General features: G+C 58.6%; 21 protein-coding genes and 2 tRNA genes. 7 read left to right on the forward strand and 16 right to left on the reverse strand.

Annotated features, from left to right (window positions below):
- The first annotated feature begins 158 nt into the window (after positions 1-158).
- The 3 genes from GC177_05550 (at position 159) to GC177_05560 (ending at position 3,570) form a co-directional block, all read left to right on the forward strand.
- Positions 159-497: a tRNA-binding protein gene (locus tag GC177_05550; GenBank protein MBI1275419.1), complete on the forward strand. Its 339-nt coding sequence runs from the start codon at positions 159-161 to the stop codon at positions 495-497.
- Between the two features lie 620 nt (positions 498-1,117).
- A complete protein-coding gene (locus tag GC177_05555) occupies positions 1,118-1,657 on the forward strand; it encodes a CarD family transcriptional regulator (GenBank protein ID MBI1275420.1) in 540 nt (179 codons plus the stop codon).
- A 200-nt stretch (positions 1,658-1,857) separates the two neighbouring features.
- Positions 1,858-3,570, forward strand: a complete 1,713-nt coding sequence (locus tag GC177_05560) for an EAL domain-containing protein (protein ID MBI1275421.1) — start codon at positions 1,858-1,860, stop codon at positions 3,568-3,570.
- 139 nt (positions 3,571-3,709) lie between these two features.
- Here GC177_05560 and GC177_05565 read toward each other — a convergent pair whose 3' ends face one another.
- Positions 3,710-4,888, reverse strand: a complete 1,179-nt coding sequence (locus GC177_05565) for a glycosyltransferase (GenBank protein MBI1275422.1) — start codon at positions 4,886-4,888, stop codon at positions 3,710-3,712.
- Positions 4,885-5,805: an AEC family transporter gene (locus GC177_05570; GenBank protein ID MBI1275423.1), complete on the reverse strand. Its 921-nt coding sequence runs from the start codon at positions 5,803-5,805 to the stop codon at positions 4,885-4,887. Before GC177_05570 ends, GC177_05565 begins: the two co-directional genes overlap by 4 nt.
- Positions 5,806-6,314: 509 nt before the next feature.
- Here GC177_05570 and GC177_05575 point away from each other — a divergent pair.
- Positions 6,315-7,184, forward strand: coding sequence for an SDR family oxidoreductase (locus GC177_05575; GenBank protein ID MBI1275424.1), 870 nt, complete (start codon positions 6,315-6,317; stop codon positions 7,182-7,184).
- Here GC177_05575 and lpxB read toward each other — a convergent pair.
- The 12 genes from lpxB to GC177_05635 form a co-directional block, all read right to left on the reverse strand.
- Positions 7,125-8,297, reverse strand: coding sequence for a lipid-A-disaccharide synthase (gene lpxB, locus GC177_05580; protein MBI1275425.1), 1,173 nt, complete (start codon positions 8,295-8,297; stop codon positions 7,125-7,127). The two genes, GC177_05575 and lpxB, sit on opposite strands and share 60 nt — an antisense overlap.
- Before the next feature lie 2 nt (positions 8,298-8,299).
- Positions 8,300-9,172, reverse strand: coding sequence for a DUF1009 domain-containing protein (locus GC177_05585; GenBank protein MBI1275426.1), 873 nt, complete (start codon positions 9,170-9,172; stop codon positions 8,300-8,302).
- Positions 9,172-9,969: an acyl-ACP--UDP-N-acetylglucosamine O-acyltransferase gene (gene lpxA / locus GC177_05590; GenBank protein ID MBI1275427.1), complete on the reverse strand. Its 798-nt coding sequence runs from the start codon at positions 9,967-9,969 to the stop codon at positions 9,172-9,174. Before lpxA ends, GC177_05585 begins: the two co-directional genes overlap by 1 nt.
- A gap of 1 nt (position 9,970) precedes the next feature.
- Positions 9,971-10,423, reverse strand: a complete 453-nt coding sequence (fabZ, locus tag GC177_05595; GenBank protein MBI1275428.1) for a 3-hydroxyacyl-ACP dehydratase FabZ — start codon at positions 10,421-10,423, stop codon at positions 9,971-9,973.
- A gap of 66 nt (positions 10,424-10,489) precedes the next feature.
- On the reverse strand, positions 10,490-11,536 hold the full coding sequence (gene lpxD / locus GC177_05600; GenBank protein ID MBI1275429.1) for a UDP-3-O-(3-hydroxymyristoyl)glucosamine N-acyltransferase: 1,047 nt from the start codon (positions 11,534-11,536) through the stop codon (positions 10,490-10,492).
- A gap of 4 nt (positions 11,537-11,540) precedes the next feature.
- Entirely contained in the window at positions 11,541-12,173 is a 633-nt protein-coding gene (locus tag GC177_05605) for a hypothetical protein (protein MBI1275430.1), read from the reverse strand.
- A 32-nt stretch (positions 12,174-12,205) separates the two neighbouring features.
- Positions 12,206-14,554, reverse strand: a complete 2,349-nt coding sequence (gene bamA / locus GC177_05610) for an outer membrane protein assembly factor BamA (protein MBI1275431.1) — start codon at positions 14,552-14,554, stop codon at positions 12,206-12,208.
- A gap of 117 nt (positions 14,555-14,671) precedes the next feature.
- Positions 14,672-15,199, reverse strand: a complete 528-nt coding sequence (locus GC177_05615; protein ID MBI1275432.1) for a gamma carbonic anhydrase family protein — start codon at positions 15,197-15,199, stop codon at positions 14,672-14,674.
- 62 nt (positions 15,200-15,261) lie between these two features.
- Complete coding sequence (locus GC177_05620; protein MBI1275433.1) at positions 15,262-16,296, reverse strand: N-acetyl-gamma-glutamyl-phosphate reductase; 1,035 nt, start codon at positions 16,294-16,296, stop codon at positions 15,262-15,264.
- 147 nt (positions 16,297-16,443) lie between these two features.
- Complete coding sequence (gene rpsI / locus GC177_05625; protein MBI1275434.1) at positions 16,444-16,875, reverse strand: 30S ribosomal protein S9; 432 nt, start codon at positions 16,873-16,875, stop codon at positions 16,444-16,446.
- Positions 16,875-17,342 (reverse strand): 50S ribosomal protein L13, encoded by a 468-nt coding sequence (rplM, locus tag GC177_05630; protein ID MBI1275435.1) that lies wholly within the window; start codon positions 17,340-17,342, stop codon positions 16,875-16,877. The genes rpsI and rplM overlap by 1 nt, the downstream gene beginning before the upstream one ends.
- Positions 17,343-17,704: 362 nt before the next feature.
- Positions 17,705-18,517 (reverse strand): 4-hydroxy-tetrahydrodipicolinate reductase, encoded by an 813-nt coding sequence (locus GC177_05635; GenBank protein MBI1275436.1) that lies wholly within the window; start codon positions 18,515-18,517, stop codon positions 17,705-17,707.
- A gap of 183 nt (positions 18,518-18,700) precedes the next feature.
- On the opposite strand from GC177_05635, the gene GC177_05640 reads away from it, so the two are divergent.
- Positions 18,701-19,381 carry a hypothetical protein gene (locus GC177_05640; protein ID MBI1275437.1) on the forward strand — a complete coding sequence of 227 codons (681 nt, stop codon included), beginning with the start codon at positions 18,701-18,703 and terminating at the stop codon, positions 19,379-19,381.
- 63 nt (positions 19,382-19,444) lie between these two features.
- Here GC177_05640 and GC177_05645 read toward each other — a convergent pair.
- Both GC177_05645 and lipB read right to left on the reverse strand, forming a co-directional pair.
- A tRNA-Val gene (locus tag GC177_05645) sits at positions 19,445-19,521 on the reverse strand.
- Positions 19,522-19,647: 126 nt separating this feature from the next.
- On the reverse strand, positions 19,648-20,301 hold the full coding sequence (lipB, locus tag GC177_05650; protein ID MBI1275438.1) for a lipoyl(octanoyl) transferase LipB: 654 nt from the start codon (positions 20,299-20,301) through the stop codon (positions 19,648-19,650).
- A gap of 198 nt (positions 20,302-20,499) precedes the next feature.
- Between lipB and GC177_05655 the strand changes: the two genes are divergently transcribed.
- Positions 20,500-20,584: transfer RNA gene (locus tag GC177_05655), tRNA-Leu, on the forward strand.
- A gap of 63 nt (positions 20,585-20,647) precedes the next feature.
- Positions 20,648-22,216, forward strand: coding sequence for a magnesium transporter (mgtE, locus tag GC177_05660; GenBank protein ID MBI1275439.1), 1,569 nt, complete (start codon positions 20,648-20,650; stop codon positions 22,214-22,216).
- Positions 22,217-22,220 lie beyond the last annotated feature (4 nt).

Consider the following 22,220-nt stretch of genomic DNA (forward strand, 5'->3'; position numbering starts at 1 on the left):
GGGGGAGAGGGCTGCGAAGGCTTGGCAAGCAACGCGAGCCTAGCCGTAGCTGGGTGAGGGGGATGGCTGAAATCTAAGTGCCTCTCACGCATACCAGCCCCTTACCCCAACCCTCTTCCCACAAGCGGGAGAGCGGCGTAGGAAAGTCCGTTTCCATGATTAACACCATTTCCTGGTCCGATTTCGAGAAGGTCGCCCTCCGCGCAGGCACGGTGGTGAAGGCCGAGCCGTTTCCGGAAGCCAAAAAGCCTGCCTACAAACTCTGGGTCGATTTCGGGCCGGAACTGGGCGTGAAATGCTCCAGCGTCCAGATCACCCAGCTTTATGGGGTGGAAGAGCTCGTCGGCAAGCAGATCATCGGCGTGGTCAACTTCCCCCCCAAGAAGATCGGCCCCTTCACGTCGGAGTTCCTCGTCACCGGCCTCTACCGCGAAAATGGCGACGTGGTGCTGGCCGTGCCGGACAAGCCGGTTCAGAACGGTGCAAAACTGGGTTGAATTCTCCATCCGCCATTCCAGCGAAAGCTGGAATCCAGCCGACCATGCCATTATTGCAGACACCCCGGGAAGGCCAAGCTTGTTTGGATTGCAGCTTTCGCTGGAATGACACCAAAAACTGGTAGTTGGTCATGCCCTGTTTGATGGTTCGTCATTGCGGGCGAGCAACGCGAGTGTGGCAATCCAGCTATCAGTGCACTTCGCCTCCTCACAATGACGGGAATCAAAAAGAGGCAAGTAAATTGACCACTACAAAACCCTGTCACAAACAAATCACAATCCTGCTGCGCGCCATGAATAAACAGCATCCGGCCCATGTCTTTTTGTCGGGCGATCGATATAAATACCAGATATGGAAAGGCGAATGCGGCCCGACCCCTACATTATGCGGCTTGTCAACATGCTTGGACTGCCGTAATACTGCTGTCACAATGCAGCAAATATAAGGCACGCATTTGTCTAAAATTTTAACATTTATTTAAGCATCCGTTTGTGCTACACTCTGACTGTGTGGTACGGATGCCCCTGCGCGCTACTCTCCTTTAGCTTGCATTAGCCCCCCATTTCACACCCTGGTGACTCAGGTTGCCTTGCCCCTTCCAACCAAATGGAGCGTCACGATGGCTAAACCTGCCGCCGAAAAGAAAAGTCAGGACGTTACGTTCGTCGTCAATCAGTACGTCGTTTACCCGGCCCATGGCGTAGGTCGCATCACCGCCATCGAAAACCAGGAAATTGGCGGAATGAAGCTGGAAGTCTTTGTTATTTATTTCGAAAAAGACCGCATGACCCTTCGCGTGCCCGTTAATCGCGCCGCCAAAGCCGGTCTGCGCCCGCTCTCCAGTGGCAACGATATCACCAAAGCCATGACCACCCTGCAGGGCAAGGCCAAGGCTGCCAAAGGCATGTGGAGCCGCCGCGCCCAGGAGTATGAGGCAAAAATCAACTCTGGCAACATCGTCTCCATCGCCGAAGTGGTTCGCGACCTGCACAAAAACATCGAGCAGCCGGACCGTTCCTACAGCGAACGCATGATCTATGAATCCGCCCTCAACCGCCTGACCTACGAAGTCGCCGCGGCTGAGAACATGGACCACACCGCCGCCGCCGAAAAGGTGATCGGCGTGCTGAAAAAGGCCAATAACGCCGCCGTTGCGTAAGCCTTAAAGGCATAAACAGAGAAGGCCGCTGGAAACAGCGGCCTTTTTTGTGCCTTCATCAAGCAAAAAACCTCTTGAATCCAACAGCCGTAAACGCTTTGCAAAGCAATGCTTAGGCAGAGTTTAACCATTCCTGCGCCATAATGTGCGAGCTTCCGGCATGGTGCCGGGGCTAACCGCCTGCAGGAAATGCCGTTTCCGTGAAACCCGCCGCGAATATCAGCGCCAGCAAGGAATTATCGTGGCTGCACCATGCCCTGACGGCCGCGCAAATGGCCGTATTCGAGTGGGATATCAAAACCGGTGAGCTTCACTGGTCCGAAAATGCCGCCGATGTCCTCAGCCTCCCCAACATGCTCGCCGTGCAGAAAGCCTCCCAGTTCGAGGCCATGATCGGCGATGAACGCCTTCCCGCCGTGCAGGGCAAACGCTTCGTGCCGCCCAAAACCCCAGCTATGGGGAGGGGCAAGAAAAAGCCCTCCGCCCATTATACCTGCGAATACAGCCTCAAGCTGCCCAACGGCCGCCATGCCTATGTGCATGAAAACGGCACCCGCGTGTGCGACGGCAAAGGCAATGTCCTCAAAATCATCGCCACCCTCACGCCCCGCCTCGTGTCGGATATCGATGTTTCCTCCAGCGCCCTCATCCAAAGCGCCCTGCAGGAAGCCTACCATTACCCGCTGGTCTTCATGGAAGCACTGCAGAAGGCCCTGCAATCCAGCATGAAAACCCAAAAGGGCGCCCTATTGGTCGTCTCTATCGAGAACATGCCGATGATCATCAGCGGCTACGGTCACCTGAGCGCCGAGCAGATCGTGCTGGAACTGGAAGAGAAGATGCGCGCCGCCATCGGCAAGCATGACGAGCTTTTCCGCATCCAGCGCGACCAGTTCGCCATCATCTTCAACAAATCCGACAAGAATACGATGATCGCCAAAACGCGTGAGATCAACCTGATGCTCAAGCGCTTTGGCATGTCCTCCAGCATTCAGCCACTGCATGTGGTGCCTGCGGTTGGCTGCGTCATGCTGGCGGAAGTCTGCGAAGGTGGCCAGGCCAGCGTGCTCGATGTCATCGATCATGCTTACATCACGCTCAAAGCCAGCCATGGCGAGGCGATGGGCTTCCCCGAGGATGCCTCCGAGAACCGCGCCGCCTCCATCAAGCAGATGGAAATGGCCACCTACGTGCACAGCGCCATCCATTCCGACCGCTTGCAACTTGCCTATCAGCCCGTGATCCATGCCAAAACGGGTAAGATCGCCCATTACGAATGCCTGCTCCGCCTGCGCGGGGAGGATGGCCGCGTCACTTCCGCCGGTGCGCTCATCCCGGTGGCGGAGCGCATGGGCATCATCAACATCATCGACCAGCTCGTGCTGGAAATGGTGGTGGAAGACATGATGCGCGACCCGAGCGTGGTGCTGGCCTTCAACATCTCCAACCTCACCACCAATGATTCCGAATGGCTCGACAGCTTCACCAAGGTGCTGGAAGCCTCACCTGAAATCGCCCACCGCATGATTGTGGAGATCACCGAAACCGCCGCCCAGCGCGACCTGGGCGAAACCGCCTATTTCGTCGCCGCCATTCAGGCCATGGGTTGCCGCGTGGCGCTGGATGATTTCGGCTCCGGCTACACGTCGTTCCGCCAGCTCAAGGGCCTCTCCTGCGACATGATAAAAATTGACGGCTCCTTCATCCGCGAACTTCCCGGCAACGCCGATAACCGCTTTTTCGTCAAAACCCTGCTGGATTTCACCCAGGGCTTCGGCCTCGAAGCCGTAGCGGAGATGGTCGAAAACGGCGAAACCGCCAAAATCCTCATGGATCTCGGCGTGGAATACATGCAGGGCTATTATTTCGGCATGCCGGAAAACGAACGCAACTGGATCAAATCCAGCAGCTAGGCATGCCGGAGCGCGCCAGCGCGTCGCGGCTTATTGCCGCGTATCAGGCCGAAGGCCGCAACATAGTTGCATGCCGGAAAACGAACGCAACTGGATCAAGAGCTAAACATCCGTCATTCCCGCGAAGGCGGGAATCCAGTCAGGCCTCCGCAACAAACGCCGCAAGTTTCTTCCCAACCACATCCATCCGATACTGCTGAACATCCGCATGCGCCGCCGCCGCCAATTGCCTGCGCAGCGCTTCATCCGCCACCAGCCGTTCCAATGCATCCGCCATGGCCGTCGCATCACCAACGGGACAGAGCAGGGCGCTCTTGCCATCATGCAGAATATCCAGCGGCCCGTCACACATGGTTGCCGCTATCGGTACCCCATGCGCCATCGATTCCAGCAACACCAGCCCGAACGCCTCGTGATGCGACGGCAGACAATAGACATCCACCTGCCGGTAAAACGCGTCCCGGTCCTTCACCCATCCTACAAATTCCAGCTTCCCCGCCAGCCCAAGCCGCGCGGCCTCTGCCTCCAGCGCGTCCCTGTCCGGCCCGTCACCGCCGATGACAGCCTTGAACCCCACCCCGCGCGCCGCCAGCAGACCTAAAGCCTGCAGCAGCATGTCCACGCCTTTTTCCCCGCGTGCGCTCAACCTTGCCAGCGTACCGATAACAGGGGGCATGTTCGGCCTGTGCGCCACCAGCGGCGGCACCTCCACAATCATATTCGGCAGCACATCCACCTTCATCCCCGGCAGGGCGGCACGCAACCGCTCCGCCAGCCTGCCATTTACTGCCAGCACCCGCGTGGCCGCGCCAAACCCTTTGTCGCTCCCATGGCTCATGGCAACCAGCGGCAAACTACCGAATAGCCGTTTCAGCAACGGCAACGCCCGCGCATTATGCGCCAGCACATGCGTAAACCCGAAGCGCTTCCATTTTCCCGCCAGCCAGCACGGCAAAAACGGCACCCGCGCCGCCCAGCGATGGCCTATCCAGCGCGAGGTGATCATATCCACCCCCGCTTCCTTCAGCACCGGCAGCATGGCCGCATCCGGCCGTGCCAGTGCCGTCACATGGATGTCCTCTGCCTTTAGCGCCACGCATGTATCGAGAAACGCCTGTTCCACCCCGCCCAGCCCGGTATTGAACAGCACATTCAATACATGCGCCCGTAGAACCTGCCCATGCTCTCGCTGCGACGAGGCGAAAACAGGATTTCTTTGAGCATCGAAGCGGAGCGTAGCAGCGCTACGTGAGCATCGAAGCGCAGAAAGAATGCTGTTTGCAGCCCGTCGCAGTAGAGAGCATGGGCAGGTTCTCATTGGATGAACAGCCCCACCATCAACGGCACATACACCAGCGCCACAAATGTGCTGATAAGCACCGCGGTCGCCATGCGCTGCGGCTGGCAGTTAAGCAGGCTGGCAATGGCCACGCTGTTGGCCGAAAGCGGCATGAAGGAAACGAGCAGCATCGCATGATGCACCGCCTCGTCAAACAGATGCAGCACGCTGTTGTCGAGCAGGATCACCGCACTGGTCAACAGCGGCCACCCGGCGAATTTGATGAGGAACAGCAACCCCGTGAACCTCACATCCACGCGGAAATGCTCCAGCCCCGCCAGCCCAAGCCCGATCATCATCATGCCCAGCACCGTGTAGGTTCCCGTGAAATAACTGGCCGTATCCGTAATCACTCCCCACGGCTGCCAATGCAACGCACTGGCAAGGATGCCGAGGATCGCCGCATGCAGCGAGGGCATACGCACCGTGCGCCGCAATGCCTCGCGCGCATCATGCGCCCCGCGCGCCGTCAGGTAAAATCCGAAGCTGTTCTCATAAAGCACGTTGCCGATGATGCCGAGCAGGTAAATCCCCACACCCTGCTTATCGAACAGCATCATCGCCACCGGCAGCCCGAAATAGCCGATATTCGCCGTGCCCGATGCCAGCCCGATGATATTGGCCCTGTTGTCGCCATAAATCCGCTTCGCCACCGCATACGCACCCAACCCCATCGTGCTGGCAATCGCATAGCCTACCACCGGCACCAGCATGAGCGAGGGAGACATCTCCATGCGGCTGATACCCGTGAAAAACACGAACGGCACGATCACATACATCATCAGCCGCGCGATGGAGTGGCTGTCCACCTTCAAAAACCGCCCGGCCACAAAGCCCAGACCCATAAGGATGTAGAGGGGAATGAGCTTGATGAGTAAAGTTTGAAATAAATCCATGAAAACCTTGGCTTGCGGCGATTTACAGCGCACGGTAAACTATGAGTCACAGATAATGCGGTGGAGCCACCCATGCAAAACAAAAAGAAACACCTCGCCTTTCTTCTGCTGCCGTTCCTGCTGCCTTGCCTTCTGGGAGGCTGCGTCGGCAAATTCGCCCCGCATTACCGGGCGAAAAGCGAGGCGCACTACAACGGCCAGCTGGAAGTCATCCGTTTCGACTACACCGGCGCCCAGCGCAAGGGCCTCAGCGCCAACCAGGTGGAAGGCATTCCCATCTCCCACATCTATCTCGACATCCCCGTGCAGCAGCACATGGAGCAGGCCTTCGAGGCCGAGATGGACCGTGTCGGCATCCGCAACCAGCCGGGCGGCGCATCGGTTCGCGGTGCGGTCGCACGCCTCCTGTCCGATCAGGTTTCCCTCGGCGTAAAATGGATCCTGGAAGTGGACTATGAATTTTTCAACGGCCGCCAGCCCATCTACGGCACCCACATCCGCAGCGATAAATATTACAGCAAATTCTCCAACCCCGTGGATGCCATCAACGAACTCATCCGCGACAATTTCGATCAATTGATGGACGACCCGCAGGTGCGCAGCATCGTGGAGACCGGCCGCGCCGGCGTGCGCGTCCGCGCATTGCCGAAAGCCCGGCGGTGAAGGGCGTCATCATCACCGGCGCAGCGGGCGGCATCGGCCGCGCCATTGCGCACTTACTCGCCCGCCAGGCATCCTGGAACCTCATCCTCTGTGATCTGGACGAGGTAGGCCTGCGCGAATCCGCATCCCTGCTGGGCGATGCCCCGCATTCCGTCTACCCGCTGGATGTGGCCGACGCCGCCCAGGTCGCCGGGCTGTTTGAAGGCCTGAAGGGCAGGGAGCTGTATGCGTTGGTCAATAACGCGGGCATCTATCCCGCCAAAAAACCGCTTGATTACACCCCAGAGGAAATCCAGCGTGTGCTGTCGGTCAACCTTGCCGGCGCCATCCATTTCAGCCAGAGATTCTTCGCCCACATGCAAGATCAGCAGGGCGAGGCCGTCATCGTCAACATGGCCTCCGTCACCGCCTTCGGCGGAAGTTCAGATATCGTCTACGGCGCCAGCAAGGCCGGGCTGGTGGGCCTCACCAAAAGCTGCGCGCTCACCTTTGCGCCCAACATCCGTGTCAACGCCGTCGCGCCAACCCTGGTGGAAACCCGCATGCTCGCGCAGGTGCCGCCGGAGCGTATTCAACATTACCGTGAAACGGAACTCATCCAGAAACCCCTGACGGCCCAGGCCGTGGCGGAATCGGTGCTGTACTTATTGTCGCCCTCAGCGCGTCACTGCACGGGCACGGTGCTTGACATCAACAACGGGTGCTACCTTCGCTAACACCGCATCGGCGGCGGCTTCGCTGGGCGTCGCACCTTCCGGCATCAGCATGCCGAGCGCCTGCTGCATCCCCTGCAGCTGCGCCTGCTGCGCATCTTTGTCGTTCCAGAGTGTAAGCACGGCCTGCGCCAGTGTCTCCGGCGTGGCGTCTTCCTGGATTTTTTCCGGGATGATGGATTGCTTCAGCAGAATATTCACCAGGTTCACCCAGGGCATTTTCATCATCTTGCGCATCATGCGCGCGCTGGTGCTGCTTACCTTGTAGGTCACCACCATCGGCAACCGCGCCACGGCCAGCTCCATCGTCACCGTGCCGGATTTGGCGAGTGCTACGTTGCAGGCGTCGAAGAGATCGGCCTTTTCACGGCGGCTTACCAGAATGGGCCGCACCGGCCAGTTCTTCACATCCGGCGCCATGCCCGGCGCGGCCAGCATGGCCACTGCAAGGTCGGGTATCTGCTGCTTCAGCAGCGCCACCGTTTTAGCAAACAACGGCATATGGCGCTTCAGCTCGCCCCGGCGGCTGCCTGGCAGCAGGCAGAGCAGGGGCTGCGTTTCGCCCAGCTCATGCCGGCGGCGAAAGGCCGCGCCATTGCCCTGCAATGTGTCTTCCACTACCGGGTGCCCGACAAATTTCGTGCTCAATCCTTCCCGTTCAAAATAGTCCGGCTCAAACGGCAGCAGCGCCAGCAGCATGTCGTAAAGCCCCGCTAGCCGTTTGGCTCGCTCAGGCCGGTAAGCCCAGACGGAAGGCGCCACATAATGCAGCAGCTTCATTTTCCCCTGCCGCCGCTCGGGCTGCATGGCTTCGGCAATGCGGCGGTTGAAACCGGGCGCATCGATGGTGATCAGCACATCCGGTTTCTTGTCACGGATATCGGCAATCGTCTGTTTCAGCCGTTTGAAAATACGCGGCAATCCGGGGATGATTTCCACAAATCCCATCACGGCGATGTCATGGATGGGAAACAGGCTCACCAGCCCGGCCTCGTTCATGCGCTCGCCGCCCACGCCGTAAAACTGGATGCTTGGCTCTTTGCAGCGGAGCGCTTCCATCAGCCTGGCGCCCAGGATATCGCCCGAGCTTTCACCCGCAATCAGGTAACAGGTGATGCTCACGATTTAACCCCATACAAAAACAGCCCAAGCCGGTTGGCCTCGGCAATCATCGCCTCGCGGCGGATCATGATGGAGCGGCCCGCTTCCAGCGCGATGCCTCTCAGCCCCGCCTTGGCGGCATTGCGCACCGTCTCCGGTCCCACGGCGGGAAGGTCCACACGAATATCCTGGCTCGGCTTGCTGAGCTTCACCAGCACGCCGCCTGGGGTTTTATTCTGAAGCGGCGCGATGCGCGACAGCATCTGGTCCGTGCCTTCGGCGGCTTCCACCGCCAGCACGCGCGCGCCCTGAACCACCACCGCCTGGCCGATATCATAGGGGCCCATATGCTTGGCCACCTCAATGCCCAGCGCCACATCCGCCTGCGCGCGCGCATCCGGCGCCACGCTGCCCATCACGCCCTGCGGGGCCACCACATCGGGCATCACTTCCTGCACGCCGTGCACGGTGAAGCCGCGGTCTTCCATGAAGCCGACCACCTGCGCCAATACGGCATCGTCGCCCGCGCGGCGGCTTTTCAGCAGCCGGTAAAGCAGCCGCACGGTGGAAAAATCCGGCGTCAGGCTGGTGAGTTCCGGCCGTGCGACGCGCCCGACCATCACCAGATTACGGTAACCCTGATGCTTCAGTTCTCGGATGCCCGTGCCGAGCTTGTCCGGCGTCAGCCACACATGCGGCACGCCGATCACCGTTTCCGGGTGCGTCTCGTTCTGGAATGCCACCACCATAAAGGGCCGCTTGTCGCGCTGGAATCGCTCCACCACCATGCGCGGCAGCTCGCCGCTGCCGGCCACCACACCCACCGGAATGTCGGTGGACAGGTCAGGTGCGATGACGGCGGTGCTTGCGGATGCCATTGCCATCTCCATCAGGCCGCGTGGGGTTTGGGAACGCAATAGGAACGCGAGGAATCATTCGTCATGAAGCGGATCAGTTCCATCACTTCCGGCTGGTCGGCGAATTCTTTCTGCGCGCGCTCCAGCCTGCTGCCAAGCGTGCCGTCGCTTTCAAACAGCGCCTTGTAGGCATGGCGCAGCTGGTGGATGGATTCGCGCGAAAAGCCGCGGCGCTTCAGCCCCACCAGGTTCAGCCCCGCCAGGTTGGCGCGCTCCCCCATGGCCGAGCCGTAAGGGATCACGTCATGCTCAATGCCCGACATACCGCCGATCATCGCATGCGCGCCGATGCGCACGAACTGGTGAATGGCCGAAAGCCCACCGATCACCACATGGTCGCCCACATGCACATGTCCCGCCAGCGTGGCATTGTTGGCCATGATGACGTAATTGCCCACCACGCAGTCATGCGCCACATGCACGCCCACCATCAGCAGGCAGTGATGGCCGATTTCGGTGTGCATCTTGTCGCCCGACGTGCCGGGATGGATGGTGACATATTCGCGGATCATGCAATCCGCCCCAACGGTAAGGCTGGAGGCCTCGCCCTTATATTTCAGATCCTGCGGTGCATGGCCGATGGCCGCGAACGGGTAAATGACCGTACGCGCGCCGATATGGCTCTTGCCTTCCACCACCACATGGGATTTCAGCTCCACGCCTTCATCCAGTGTGACTTCGGGGCCGACGACACAGAACGCGCCGATACGGACATTATCCGCAATCCTGGCCTCGGGGGCGACAACGGCAGTGGGATGGATCATGGGCACGTTACGCGTCTTTCTTATCAACGATCATGGCGGAGAAATCGGCCTCGGCTACCTTCTGCCCGGCCACAATGGCCTGACCGGTGCATTTCCATACCGCGCCGCGGTTCTGTACTTTGGATACATGCAGCTCCATGGAATCGCCAGGAGTCACCGGCTTACGAAACTTTGCGCTGTCGATGCTCATGAAATAGACCAGCTTGTCGTGCTTGTCGCCGAATGTCTTGCCCACCATGATGGCGCTGGCCTGGGCCATCGCTTCAATGATCATCACGCCCGGCATGATCGGGCGGCCCGGAAAATGGCCTGGGAAGAAAGGCTCGTTGAAGGTCACGTTTTTCAGCGCCACGATGCGCTCGCCCGGTTCGATTTCCAGCACGCGGTCCACCAGCAGAAACGGGTAGCGGTGCGGCAGCAATGGCATGATCTCTTCAATGGTAATAACGCTCACGTTCATCTCCAGCTTATTCAGTCTATCTAACCCATTTCCCGTATTTTTATAGCGAAAAACCAAGGCGGCGTGTCACTTCGCTTTGATGCGCCCGCCCACGAGCTTGGCAAGTGCGGCCGCCTGGCGCTGCCATTGGCGGATGGGCACGGCCGGAATGCCGCCCACCACCTGTCCGTCGCCCACATTGCCCATCACGGCACTTTTAGCGGCCACCTGCGCCTTCTGGCCAATGGTCACATGGCCGATCACACCCACCTGACCGCCCAGAATACTACCCATGCCGATTTTCGTGCTGCCCGAAATCCCCACCTGCGCCACCAGGATGCAATAGGGCTCCACCACCGCATTATGCGCGATATGGACGAGATTATCGAGCTTGCAGCCGTCACCGATCACCGTATCGTTCAGCGAGCCGCGGTCGATGGTGCAGTTCGCCCCCACATGCACATGCTTGCCGATCAGCACGCGCCCGAGCTGCGGCACTTTGATCATGCCCGTGGGCGAGGGCGCATAGCCGAACCCGTCCTGCCCGATGCGCACACCGGGGAAAATCACCACATGGTCGTCCAGGATGGCATGCGTCACCGTGGCATGGTCGCCGATCAGGCAATGGTTGCCCACCACCGTGCCATGGCCGATCACCGTGCCATGGCCGATCACCGACCCTTCGCCGATTTCCGCATTCTCACCCACGAAGGCAAAGTCCGACACGCGAGCGCTGGGGTGAATCTTGGCGCTTTTTGCAATCCCCGGCTTGCCGACCGACGGCATCGGCGACATCAGGCTTTCGGGGTAAAACAACGCCTGCACTTTTGCATAGGCGGTATAGGGCGCATCATGCAGCAGCAGCGCCATGCCCCCATTATTTGCATTGGGCGGCGCATGTTCCGCTTCCGCCGGGTTCACCAGGCAGGCGCCCGCCTGGCTCTGACGAAACTGCTCGCGGTATTTCTTATTCTCAAAAAACCCGATATCGCGTTCACCCGCTTCATGCAGTGGCGCCACATCATAAAAAAGGCGCGAAGCATCTGCCTCGCGCCTTAATCTTGCACCTGTTTTCTCAGCGATATCGCCAAGCGCGAACGGACCGTGGTTCTTGAAAAACCGGGGGTCCGCCACGGGCTTACTTCTTCGCCGGAGCAGCAGCCGGAGCGGCGGCAGGTTTGCCACCCGTCAGTTCAGCATCGCTGATCGGCTTGATTTCCACTTTCACATCACCCAGCTTCTGGTTCAGACGCTTCAGCACCTCGTTGGTGATGTCCAGGAAGTCAGCATAAAAGATGATCTGGCTGGCGGGGAAGGTGATGGCAAAGCCGTTTTCTTTGGCCATGTCCTTCACGATGCCGGAAACCACGTCATTCACCTTGCCCAGGGCTTCACCATAAGCGCGGTCAAGCTGCACGCGCTTCTTCTGCACATCCAGCTGGACTTTCTGCAGTTCGGCCTGGAAGTTGCGGCGCTCTTTTTCAAAAGCCTCGGCAGACATGGTGCTGCGCTTCTCAGCCAGTTCCTTGTCACGCGCGCGCAGGCGCTCTTCGTCTTTAGCGATGGATTTTTTGTACTCGTCGCTCTTTTTCTCAATCTGCGAGCGGATGGATTTCGTCGCGGTGGATTCATCCATGATTTTCTTCAGGTTCAGCACGGCCACACCTGCGCCTTGCTGGGCGGCGGCTTGAACCGGCGCGGCGGAGAAGGTGAACGCAACAGCGAGCATGAAAGCAAGCAATGCGGCCCGGGTACGTTGGAAGATGGTCATAAAGTCCCTTTCCTGGGGTTTAAAGCGAGTGATTAGAATTTCGTGCCGAAGGAGAAGCGCACCAGCTGCTCATCGTCATACGACTCTTTAATGATTGGGAAGCCAAAATCAAGACGTATCGGACCGAAGGGCGACGCCCATGCCAGACCGGCGCCCGCTGAAAGGCGAAGCGCGTTTTCGTCCATCAGCCCGGTGCCGACTTCGTCTGAATCCCACAGGCTGCCCATATCGGTGAAGACCGCGCCGCGCAGGCCCAGGTCGTCATCCACCGGCAGCGGGAAACCGAGTTCCACCGTGCCGGAATAGTAGCTTTTGCCGCCCAGCGCATCGCGCGTGGCCAGGTCACGCGGGCCGATACCGGCATCCGCGAAACCGCGAACCTGCTGCATACCGACGAAGAAACGGTCGTTGATGCGCACATTATCGTCGCCCAGGCCGGTAATATTGCCCGCCTGGCCGGAAACCTGAAGAATCCATTGCGGCATCACGCTGTAAAACCAACCGGCCTTGCCTTCATGGCGGATATATTTCGCATCGCCGCCAAGCCCGGCGACTTCCTGCGTGAATCGCACGAAAAAGCCCTTGCTCGGGTCGAATTTGCTGTCGCGGGTGTCGTACAGCAGGCTGTGGCCCAGCATGGAGGTCGAATATTGCCCTTCCTGCGCCCAGATATAACGCGAAGCACCGGCGCGGATGTTGCTCACCTCATCCTCGCGCAATGTGTAGCTGATGCTGTGGTCAAGATTTTCCGACAGCGCGTAGCCCATGCGCAGGCGGCCACCGGTCGTACGGCGGTCGAACGACGATTGCGTGCGGAAATCCTGCGTAGTGTTGAAAATATCCACCCCGGCAGCGATCTCACGGTCAAGGAAGTAAGGCTCGGTATAGCCGAACGTATAATCCTGGCGCTCCTGCGCGATCATCGCGCGCGCGCTCAGCTTTTTACCCGCACCGAGGAAGTTGTCTTCGCGCAGCCCGATATCGAACAAGGCACCGTCAAGCGTCGAGAAACCGGCGCCCAGCGACAATTCACCGGTGGATTTTTCCGACACATCCACATCGATATTCGCGCGGTCCGGCGCGCTGCCCGGGGCGGTATTTACGTCAACCTTGTCGAAATAGCCAAGGTTCTTCAAACGCTGCTCGGTGCGCTTGAGCTTGCTGGTGGAGAAGGGATCGCCCTCGCTGAGGCGGAATTCGCGGCGCAGCACTTCGTCTTCCGTGCGCACGTTACCCGTCACATTGATGCGCTCCACATAGACGCGCGGCGCTTCCAGCGCACTATAGGTCACGCTGATCGTATGGTCGTCCGTATTGCGCTCCAGCTTGGGCTCGACTTTGGCAAACGCATAGCCCTTGTCGCCCAGCATGTCGGACATTTTCTCGGTCGATTCCTCAATCTGGTTGGCGTTATATTCCTCGCCTTCCAGCGTAGTGGCCACCGTTTTCAATTCTTCCGCGTCCACATCGCTGAAGGCGCTGGAAGCCTTGATGCCGCCAAAATTGTAATGCGGGCCTTCCTCGATATTGAAGGTGAGGTAAAAGCCGTTATCCTCGGGCGAGAATTCCGACACCACCGAGTTCACCTTGAAATCCGCATACCCGTGCGACACGTAGAAGCGGCGCAGCTTTTCCTTGTCGAAATTTACACGGTCCTGATCGTAGGCATCGTTATTGGTGAAGAATTTATACCAGTGCGTGATTTCCGATTGCAGCTGGTTGCGCAGCTGACGGTCGGAATAAACCTGGTTGCCGACGAAATTGATGCCCTGAATCTTCGTCACCGCACCTTCGTCGATCTCAAATACCACATCCACGCGGTTTTGCTCACGCGCGATGATCTTCGGTGTCACCACGCCCTGAAAACGGCCGGAACGGTGATAGAGGTTCGTCAGGCGCTCGGCATCCTCGTTCACCTTGTTCAGCGTGTACACGCCGCGCGGCTTCAGCTGAATTTCCTTGCGAAGCTCTTCATCCTTGAACTTGTCGTTCCCCTCGAAGGCGATCTTGTTCACCACGGGGTTTTCCTTCACTTCCACCACCAGCGTATCGCCGCTCATATGCACGCTGGCATCGGCGAAAAGCTCGGTGGCGAACAGTTTTTTCAACGCGTCGTTCAGGTCGTTCTGCGTTACCGGTTCATTACGGCGCAGCCCGATATAGGTCTCCACCGTGGCCACTTCCACACGCTGGTTGCCATGCACCTCGATGCTTTTGAACGTACCCAGGCTTTCGCTTTCATCCGCCATGCTGCTGGCGGCGGTTTCATCCAGCTGGGGGGATGGCATCTGGGCCGATGCATCGGTGCCAAGCCAGAAGACGGTGCTTGCCAGAACGGTGGTCGCAAACACAAAACGGGATAAAGCCATGGGGTCTCTCATGTTACAAAACGGCCCTTAGTATCGTAGTGCCAATGAAATTGCCAGCAAAAACCTATGCGGACAATGCATGCGCCGCAGCATAAAACCCTACCATTAATGGTGGGTTACCGACATGGCCTATACCATATATTCCCTGGATAGCGCGACATAGTTAGCGGCTGAAACCGGGATAAACGCCAGCTCCTGTGGCTTGAGCGGACGGAGAAATTTCGCCGGGCTTCCCGCCCAGAGTTCACCGCTTTTCACGCGCTTGCCTTCCGTCAGCAGGCTGCCCGCGGCCAGAAACCCGTGTGTCTCCACCACCGCATGGTCCATCACCGTGGCCCCCATGCCGATGAAACATTCATCCTCCAGCGTGCACCCGTGCAGAATGCATTTATGCCCCACCGTCACGCCATTGCCGATGACGGTTGGCGCGCCGTTGGTCAGCCCGCCATAATCGCGCGTTACATGAATGATCGTGCCGTCCTGAATATTCGTGCGCTCGCCGATACGGACGTAATTCACATCCCCCCGCACCACGCACTGAAACCAGACATTGCTCTCCGCCCCGATCACCACATCGCCGATCACATCCGCACTCGGCGCTATGAAGGTGGACGTCGCGATTTTCGGCAACAGGCCGTTATAGGCGGAAACAGGCATGATCACTCTCCATCAGTTCCCTCTCCCCGCTTGCGGGGAGAGGGGTAGGGTGAGGGGAAAGCCTACGGAAACAGAGCCGGCGATGCAAGCCCCGCAATCTCATCAAACCCGAAGCGGATGTTGAAATTCTGAACCGCCTGGCCGGAAGCACCCTTCAGCAGATTATCAATCGCACTCACGATAATCGCCGTGCCTTTTGTCCGTCCCGCAAACACATTGATGGCCGCGTGGTTGCTGCCGCGCACCATATGCGTGCTCGGTGCAATCCCCTCATCCAGCACATGCACGAATGCCTCGCCCTCATACTGCTTAACCAGCAATTGCCTGAGGGAGGAAGCCGTCTGCCCAGCCTTGGGCTTCACGTAAATAGTGGAAAGAATCCCCCGGTTCATCGGCACCAGGTGCGGCGTGAATTCCAGCGCGGCGCTTTCTCCGCCCGCCTTCTTCACTTCCTGTTCCAGCTCGCTCACATGCCGGTGCCCGCCGATGCCATAAGCCGCAAACCCTTCGTTCACCTCGCAAAACAGGCTGCTCTCCTTGGCCCCGCGCCCCGCGCCGGACGTGCCGGACTTGCTGTCGGCAATGATGCGGTCCACCTCAATGGCTCCCGCCTGCAGCAGTGGCAACACCGGCAGCAATACCGAGGTCGGGTAGCAACCCGGGCAGGCGATGATGCGCGTATTCCGAATCGCCTCCCGCGCCAGTTCGCTCAGTGCATACACCGCTTGCTTCTGCAGTTCCGGCGCCCGGTGCGCATGGCCATACCAGGTCGCGTAGCTTCCCACATCGTTCAAACGGAAATCCGCCGAAAGGTCGATCACCACCACATGCTCAGGAATGGCCGCAATCACCTCCTGCGAGGCGCCGTGGGGCAGGGCGCAGAAAGCCACCTCCACCTGGCTCCAGTCCACCTGCTCCACCGTAATCAGCTCCGGAAGCTTCAGCCAAGCCAGGTGCGGAAACACCGCGCCCATGCTCTGCCCAGCCTTGCGGTCGGCGCACAGTGTGGTGAGGGTGACGTTGGGATGGCCGGAAAGCAAACGCACCAGCTCCGCACCTGTATAACCGCTCGCCCCGATAATGGCTGCTTTAACCATGAATGCCCCCTGTAAAACACCCCCTGGCCGCCAATCTCCCTCTCCCCGCTTGCGGGGAGAGGGTAGGGGTGAGGGGAAGATTAAAAAAACCAACAAAAAAGGGCGCTTCCGAAGAAGCGCCCCGACTTGTGTAGAATATACGTAAGCCTAGCGCTTCGAGAACTGGAAGCGACGACGGGCTTTCTTACGGCCGTATTTCTTACGCTCAACCGCACGGCTGTCGCGGGTCAGGAAGCCGCCCTGGCGCAGCACGACGTGGAAGGACGGGTCGAACTTGTCCAGCGCGCGGCTGATGCCGTGACGTACGGCGCCGGCCTGGCCGGACAAACCGCCACCGATCACGGTGCACATCACATCAAAGCCTTTTTCGCGGTTCACCGCGCCGAACGGCTGGCGCAGGATCATCTGCAGCACCGGACGGGCGAAGTATTTTTCCATCGGGCGGCCATTGACGACGATCTTGCCGCTGCCGCTCTTGATCCACACGCGGGCAGATGCCTCTTTACGGCGACCGCCGGAGTAAGCACGACCCAGTTTATCCACTTCGGATTTACGCTCAGTAGCTTGCGCGATCGTCATTAGGCAGCCTTTTTATTCTTCGGGTTAAGGGAGGCGAAGTCATACGCAACCGGCTTTTGTGCTTCGTGCGGATGGCTCGGGCCTGCGTAAACATGCAGCTTGGTCAGCTGGGCGCGGGCCAGAGGGCTTTCCTTCGGCATCATGCGCTCAACGGCTTTCTGGATCACGCGCTCGGGGTATTTGCCTTCCAGCACCTTGCGGGCGGTCGTGTCCTTGATACCACCCGGGTGGCCCGTGTGGTGATAATAGATTTTCTCTTCGCGTTTTTTGCCGGTCAAAACGACTTTCTCGGCATTCACGATGATCACATTGTCACCGGTATCGATGAACGGGGTGAAAATCCCTTTGTTTTTACCGCGCAGGATGTTGGCCACGTGCGAGGCAAGGCGACCCAGCACCAGACCTTCGGCATCGATAACAAGCCATTTTTTCTCAACCTCGGCGGGTTTTGCAATGAAGCTACGCATGGGTACCACAATAGTTATTGTTGTATTTTAGGCGCATAACCTGCCAGCTCGGGCGGCTCTGCACGAAAAAAGGAGTGTCTGCTTAACGCAAACACCCCGCACCGTCAAGCGATAAACGAATAGTTTTTTAACAAATTCCCCGCCCCCGCAAACGCTCCTGATTTCCGCTCCACCCCTCACCCCAACCCTCTCCCGCAAGGGGAGAGGGGGCAGGCCGGCTTGCTTAATCTGCGGAGCCACACGCCGCCTGTAACTCCCTCTCCCCTTGCGGGAGAGGGTTGGGGTGAGGGGGTATCTTAATAATAGCGGGTGAGGGGGCCTCACAATAATAGAGGCAAATCCTGCGCACCAACCCTGCCAGTCTACTTTTGCCCCAAACTACCCACCATATCCTTCATATGCCACAGCTTCCCGGCCTTCTGTCCCGCCAGCCACCGCGCCGCCGCCAACGCCCCGTGGGCGAACACATCCCGCTTGCTGGCCTTATGGGTCAGCTCCAGCCTTTCGCCCTCAGCGGCGAACATCACCGTATGGTCGCCCACCACGTCGCCCCCGCGCAGCACGGCCATGCCGATGCTCCCTGGCCTGCGCTCCCCGGTGAAGCCGTGGCGGCTATGCACCATCTCATCCTTCAGGCTCACATTGCGCCCGCGCGCCGCCGCCTCTGCCAGCGCCATCGCCGTGCCGGAAGGCGCATCCGCCTTATGCCGATGGTGCATCTCCACCAGCTCAATATCATATTCCGGCCCCAGCAGCCGCGCCGTCTGCTCCACCAGCGCCACCAGCACATTCACGCCCAGACTCATATTAGGTGACCATAACAGCCGCGCCTCTTTAGCCAGCTGGTTCAGCGTCGCGAACTGCGAATCATCCAGCCCCGTCGTGCCGCACACCATTGCCTTCCCATGCTTCGCCGCCAGCGTCGCATAATAAACAGAAGGCTGCGGCCGCGTAAAATCCACGATCACATCCGAAGCCGCCACAAACGCCTCCGCATCATCCCCAATCAACACCCCGGCATCCGCCACCCCCGCCAGACGCCCCGCATCCAACCCCAGCGCCGCATCCCCCTTATTCGTAATCGCCGCCCCTAGCCGCATATCCCGCTGTCCAGAAAGCGCCGCCACCAACGCCTTGCCCATACGCCCCGTGGCGCCTGTAATGCCAATCTTCAACATACTGTATCTAATGCCTATATTATAATGCTAAATTGTAATGTGGATGCCCAGACTTATGACAAAATAATGTGGATAGCCAGCAGAAGGATAGTCTTACCTAGTAAATAAGGTTGGATTTGATTCTGGTAGAGCAGGGTGGTTTTTTAGCGATATGCAAAATCCATATGCTATAGTGCTAGCATGAAAATAGCGCACATCATGTTAGCGTTTAGTCTTCTTCTTATTAGCGCGTGCAGTATCAAGCCTGCCGTTACGTCTGCCACTAAGGATGAATATCCAATTCGCGAGCCAACCCTTTCTACAACAAGAAGAACATATCAGTCAGTTGACGGTATGCAGCTTGCACAAGCTTTGGCAAAAAAAGACAATGCAACCGCCTCAAGATTGCTGGAAGAGTCAGGTAATAAATTGGCGAATACTAAGTATCGATCCAAAGGTTGTTTTCATCATAAAGAAGAAGGGGTTATTTTTTTGACCCTCAAAAATCCAGAAATGCTTGCGATGCTTTTAGATTATGGTGCTGACATTGAATCGCGCAATCGAGACGGTCAGACTCCTTTGTTGAATGCAACGTCTTACGCATTGCCGCAAACGGTTGCTTTATTAATTAAAAAAGGTGCTAATCCCAATGCCGTTCTCACCATTGAAGCAACGCGCACATGCGATTGGAATGGCAAACAGCATATATGCAAAGATATGCCAGAACAAAAATTGACCGCTTTGGATATCGCACGTCATAATCTCAAAGCTTATACGAAATCTAAAATTCTTGCAGAACAAGAGCAAAAAATACACGACTACAACCATATTATAAAAATACTGGAGCCAATAACAGAACAGTCCAAATCTCAAACTAGATGATTGCCGGTTTATGATTACCGCATATTGGCCATATGTGCAGCGTGTGAATTTTGTATAAAACTATGGTGGGCGATAATGGACTCGAACCATCGACCTCTACGATGTCAACGTAGCGCTCTAACCAGCTGAGCTAATCGCCCGCGCATCTGGTAGGGCACGCCTATAGCCAGTTTGTTGCGTCCGTTCAACCTTATTTCTGTCATTCCAGCGAAAGCTGGAATCCAGCCTTTCCGCCCTCTGGATTCCAGCTTTCGCTGGAATGACGGTTATGTGCCCATGAGCGTGGCGTCAAACACCTTCGCAAAAGCCCGCTTCAGGCTCTCATCCACCTCCGCCATGCTGGCCGTGATGCCGAGCGCCTGCAGCGAGGTCACGCCGAATTCCTTGATGCCACAGGGCACGATACCGCCGAAATGAGACAGCTCCGGCTGCACATTCAGCGCAATGCCGTGAAAGCTCACCCATTTCCGCACCCGCACGCCGAGGGCAGCAATCTTAGCTTCGCCGGTAGGCGTCTCCACCCACACCCCCACGCGCCCCTCGCGCACATTCCCCTCAATGCCGAAATCCTTCAGCGCCAGGATGATCCATTGCTCCAGGTCCCGCACATAGCAACGGATATCCTTGCCCTTGCACCCCGGCCTGTCCGCCAGCGGCATCATCACATAGCCCACCCGCTGCCCCGGCCCGTGATAAGTATATTCCCCCCCGCGCCCCGCGCGATAGACCGGAAACCCGCCCGCATCCAGCAAATCCCCCTCCTTGGCGGATGTACCCGCCGTATAAAGGGGAGGGTGCTCCAGAAACCACAGCAGCGGCGGCTTTTCACCCGCCGCAATCGCTTCCACCCGCGCTTCCATCGCGGCCAGCGCTTCTTCATAAGGAACAAGGCCGTTACTGAACCTGTATTCTACCTGCATGGCACCCCACCACCGTCATTCCAGCGAAAGCTGGAATCCAACAGGCGTAGAGCCCCCACAGCCCATGCCGGTTGCCCGGCCAGCCTGGATTCCAGCTTTCGCTGGAATGACGGACAGGTTGATTGCAACATGCATATTAATCTGGGTTGCTTCGCCATAAACACTGTGATAGAGCCCACCTCCTATCTGTCAAGGCGTGCGGTCATGGCGGAATTGGTAGACGCGCAGCGTTGAGGTCGCTGTGGGGCAACCCGTGGAAGTTCGAGTCTTCTTGACCGCACCATATGTGGAATGAAACTGGGTAAATGATTATCGGTTAATGTTGATGTAAAAAAGGGGCTGGTAAATGACCAAAAAACCAGAAAAAAAACCTGCTCCCATCAAAGCCGCCACCCTTGCCGCTAAAAAGAAAATCAAGGTCACCCCCGCGCAAAAAACCGCGCTGAAGGCCGCCCCGTCCAAAAAGCTTGCCAGCAAAAAACCCATCGAGCCGGAATTGATCGAGCTGGAAATCGCCGGTTCTTATGCGCTGGAGGCCGAATCCAACCACAGCACCGAATTCTCCGAGAACCTTATCGCCGACGAAAGCTTCGTCCGCAACCTTTCCAGCCTGCTGATCGAAGGCCACGACGCCCAGGTGCGCGAGCAGATCAGCGGCCTCCACCCGGCCGATATCGCCTATGTGCTGGACATGCTTTCCGCCGAATCCCGCCATCACATGATGGTGCTGCTGGGCGATGACTTCGACCCCGCCACGCTGGAAAACCTGGAGCATGACGTCGCCTGCGACGTGCTGGCCTTCTTCGGCCCCGAGCGCGCCGGCAAGCTCGTGGCCGAACTCGAGCCCGACGAGGCCGTCTGGGTGCTGGAGGACATGGAGGACGACCTGCAGCGCGCCATCCTCGACGCGCTGCCCGCCGAAAAACGCCAGAAGGTCGAAGAAGGTCTCAGCTACCCGGATTCGAGCGTGGGCCGTCTGATGCAGAAACGCATCGTGCTGGTGCCGGAATTCTGGACCGTGGGCAACACCATCGACTACATGCGCAGCCAGCCCAACCTGCCGGATGAGTTCTACTCCGTCTTCGTGGTGGATGCCCGCAACCGCCCCGTCGGCACGCTGCTGGTCAGCAAGGTGCTGCGCGCCAAACGGCACGAGAAGATACGCAGCCTCATGAACACCGAGCTGCGCGTCATCCCCGCCAGCATGGACCAGGAGGAAGCCGCGCTGCTCTTCCAGAAATACAATCTCGTTTCCGCCCCCGTGGTGCACCCCAACGGGCGTATCCTGGGCATGATCACCATTGAAGACATCATCGACGTGATCGAGGAAGAGGCCGACGAGGATCTGCTCAGCATGGGCGGCATCAGCGCCGGGCAGGACATCAACACCGGCGCGTCCGAAACGGTGAAACGCCGCTTCCCCTGGCTCTTCGTCAACATGATCACCGCCGTGATGTCCGTTACCGTCATCACCCATTTCCAGGGCGCCATTCAGCATCTGGTGGCCTTGGCCGCGCTCATGCCCGTGGTGGCCTCCCTCGGTGGCAACGCGGGCACCCAAACCATGACCGTGACCGTCCGCGCCCTTGCCAACCGGGAGCTGACAGGCGTCAACATCTGGCGCGTGGTGTTCAAGGAGCTCGCCGTATCCATGATGCACGGCGCCATGTTCGCCGCGCTCGCCATGTCCGCCGTCATGGTCTGGCAGCGCGACTGGTATCTCGGCATGGTGCTCGGCATCGCCATCATGGGCAATCTGCTTTGCGCCGGGCTGGCGGGCGTGTCCATTCCCTACCTCCTCAGCCGCATGCGGGCGGACCCGGCCATTTCATCTGGGGTCTTCCTAACGGCGATAACCGATGCTATGGGGTTCTTTGCCTTTCTCGGCCTCGCAACCATCTTTCTCCTCAGCTAGGATA

The organism is bacterium, assembly GCA_016124905.1.
Taxonomy (GTDB): domain Bacteria; phylum Pseudomonadota; class Alphaproteobacteria; order Rickettsiales; family RI-342; genus RI-342.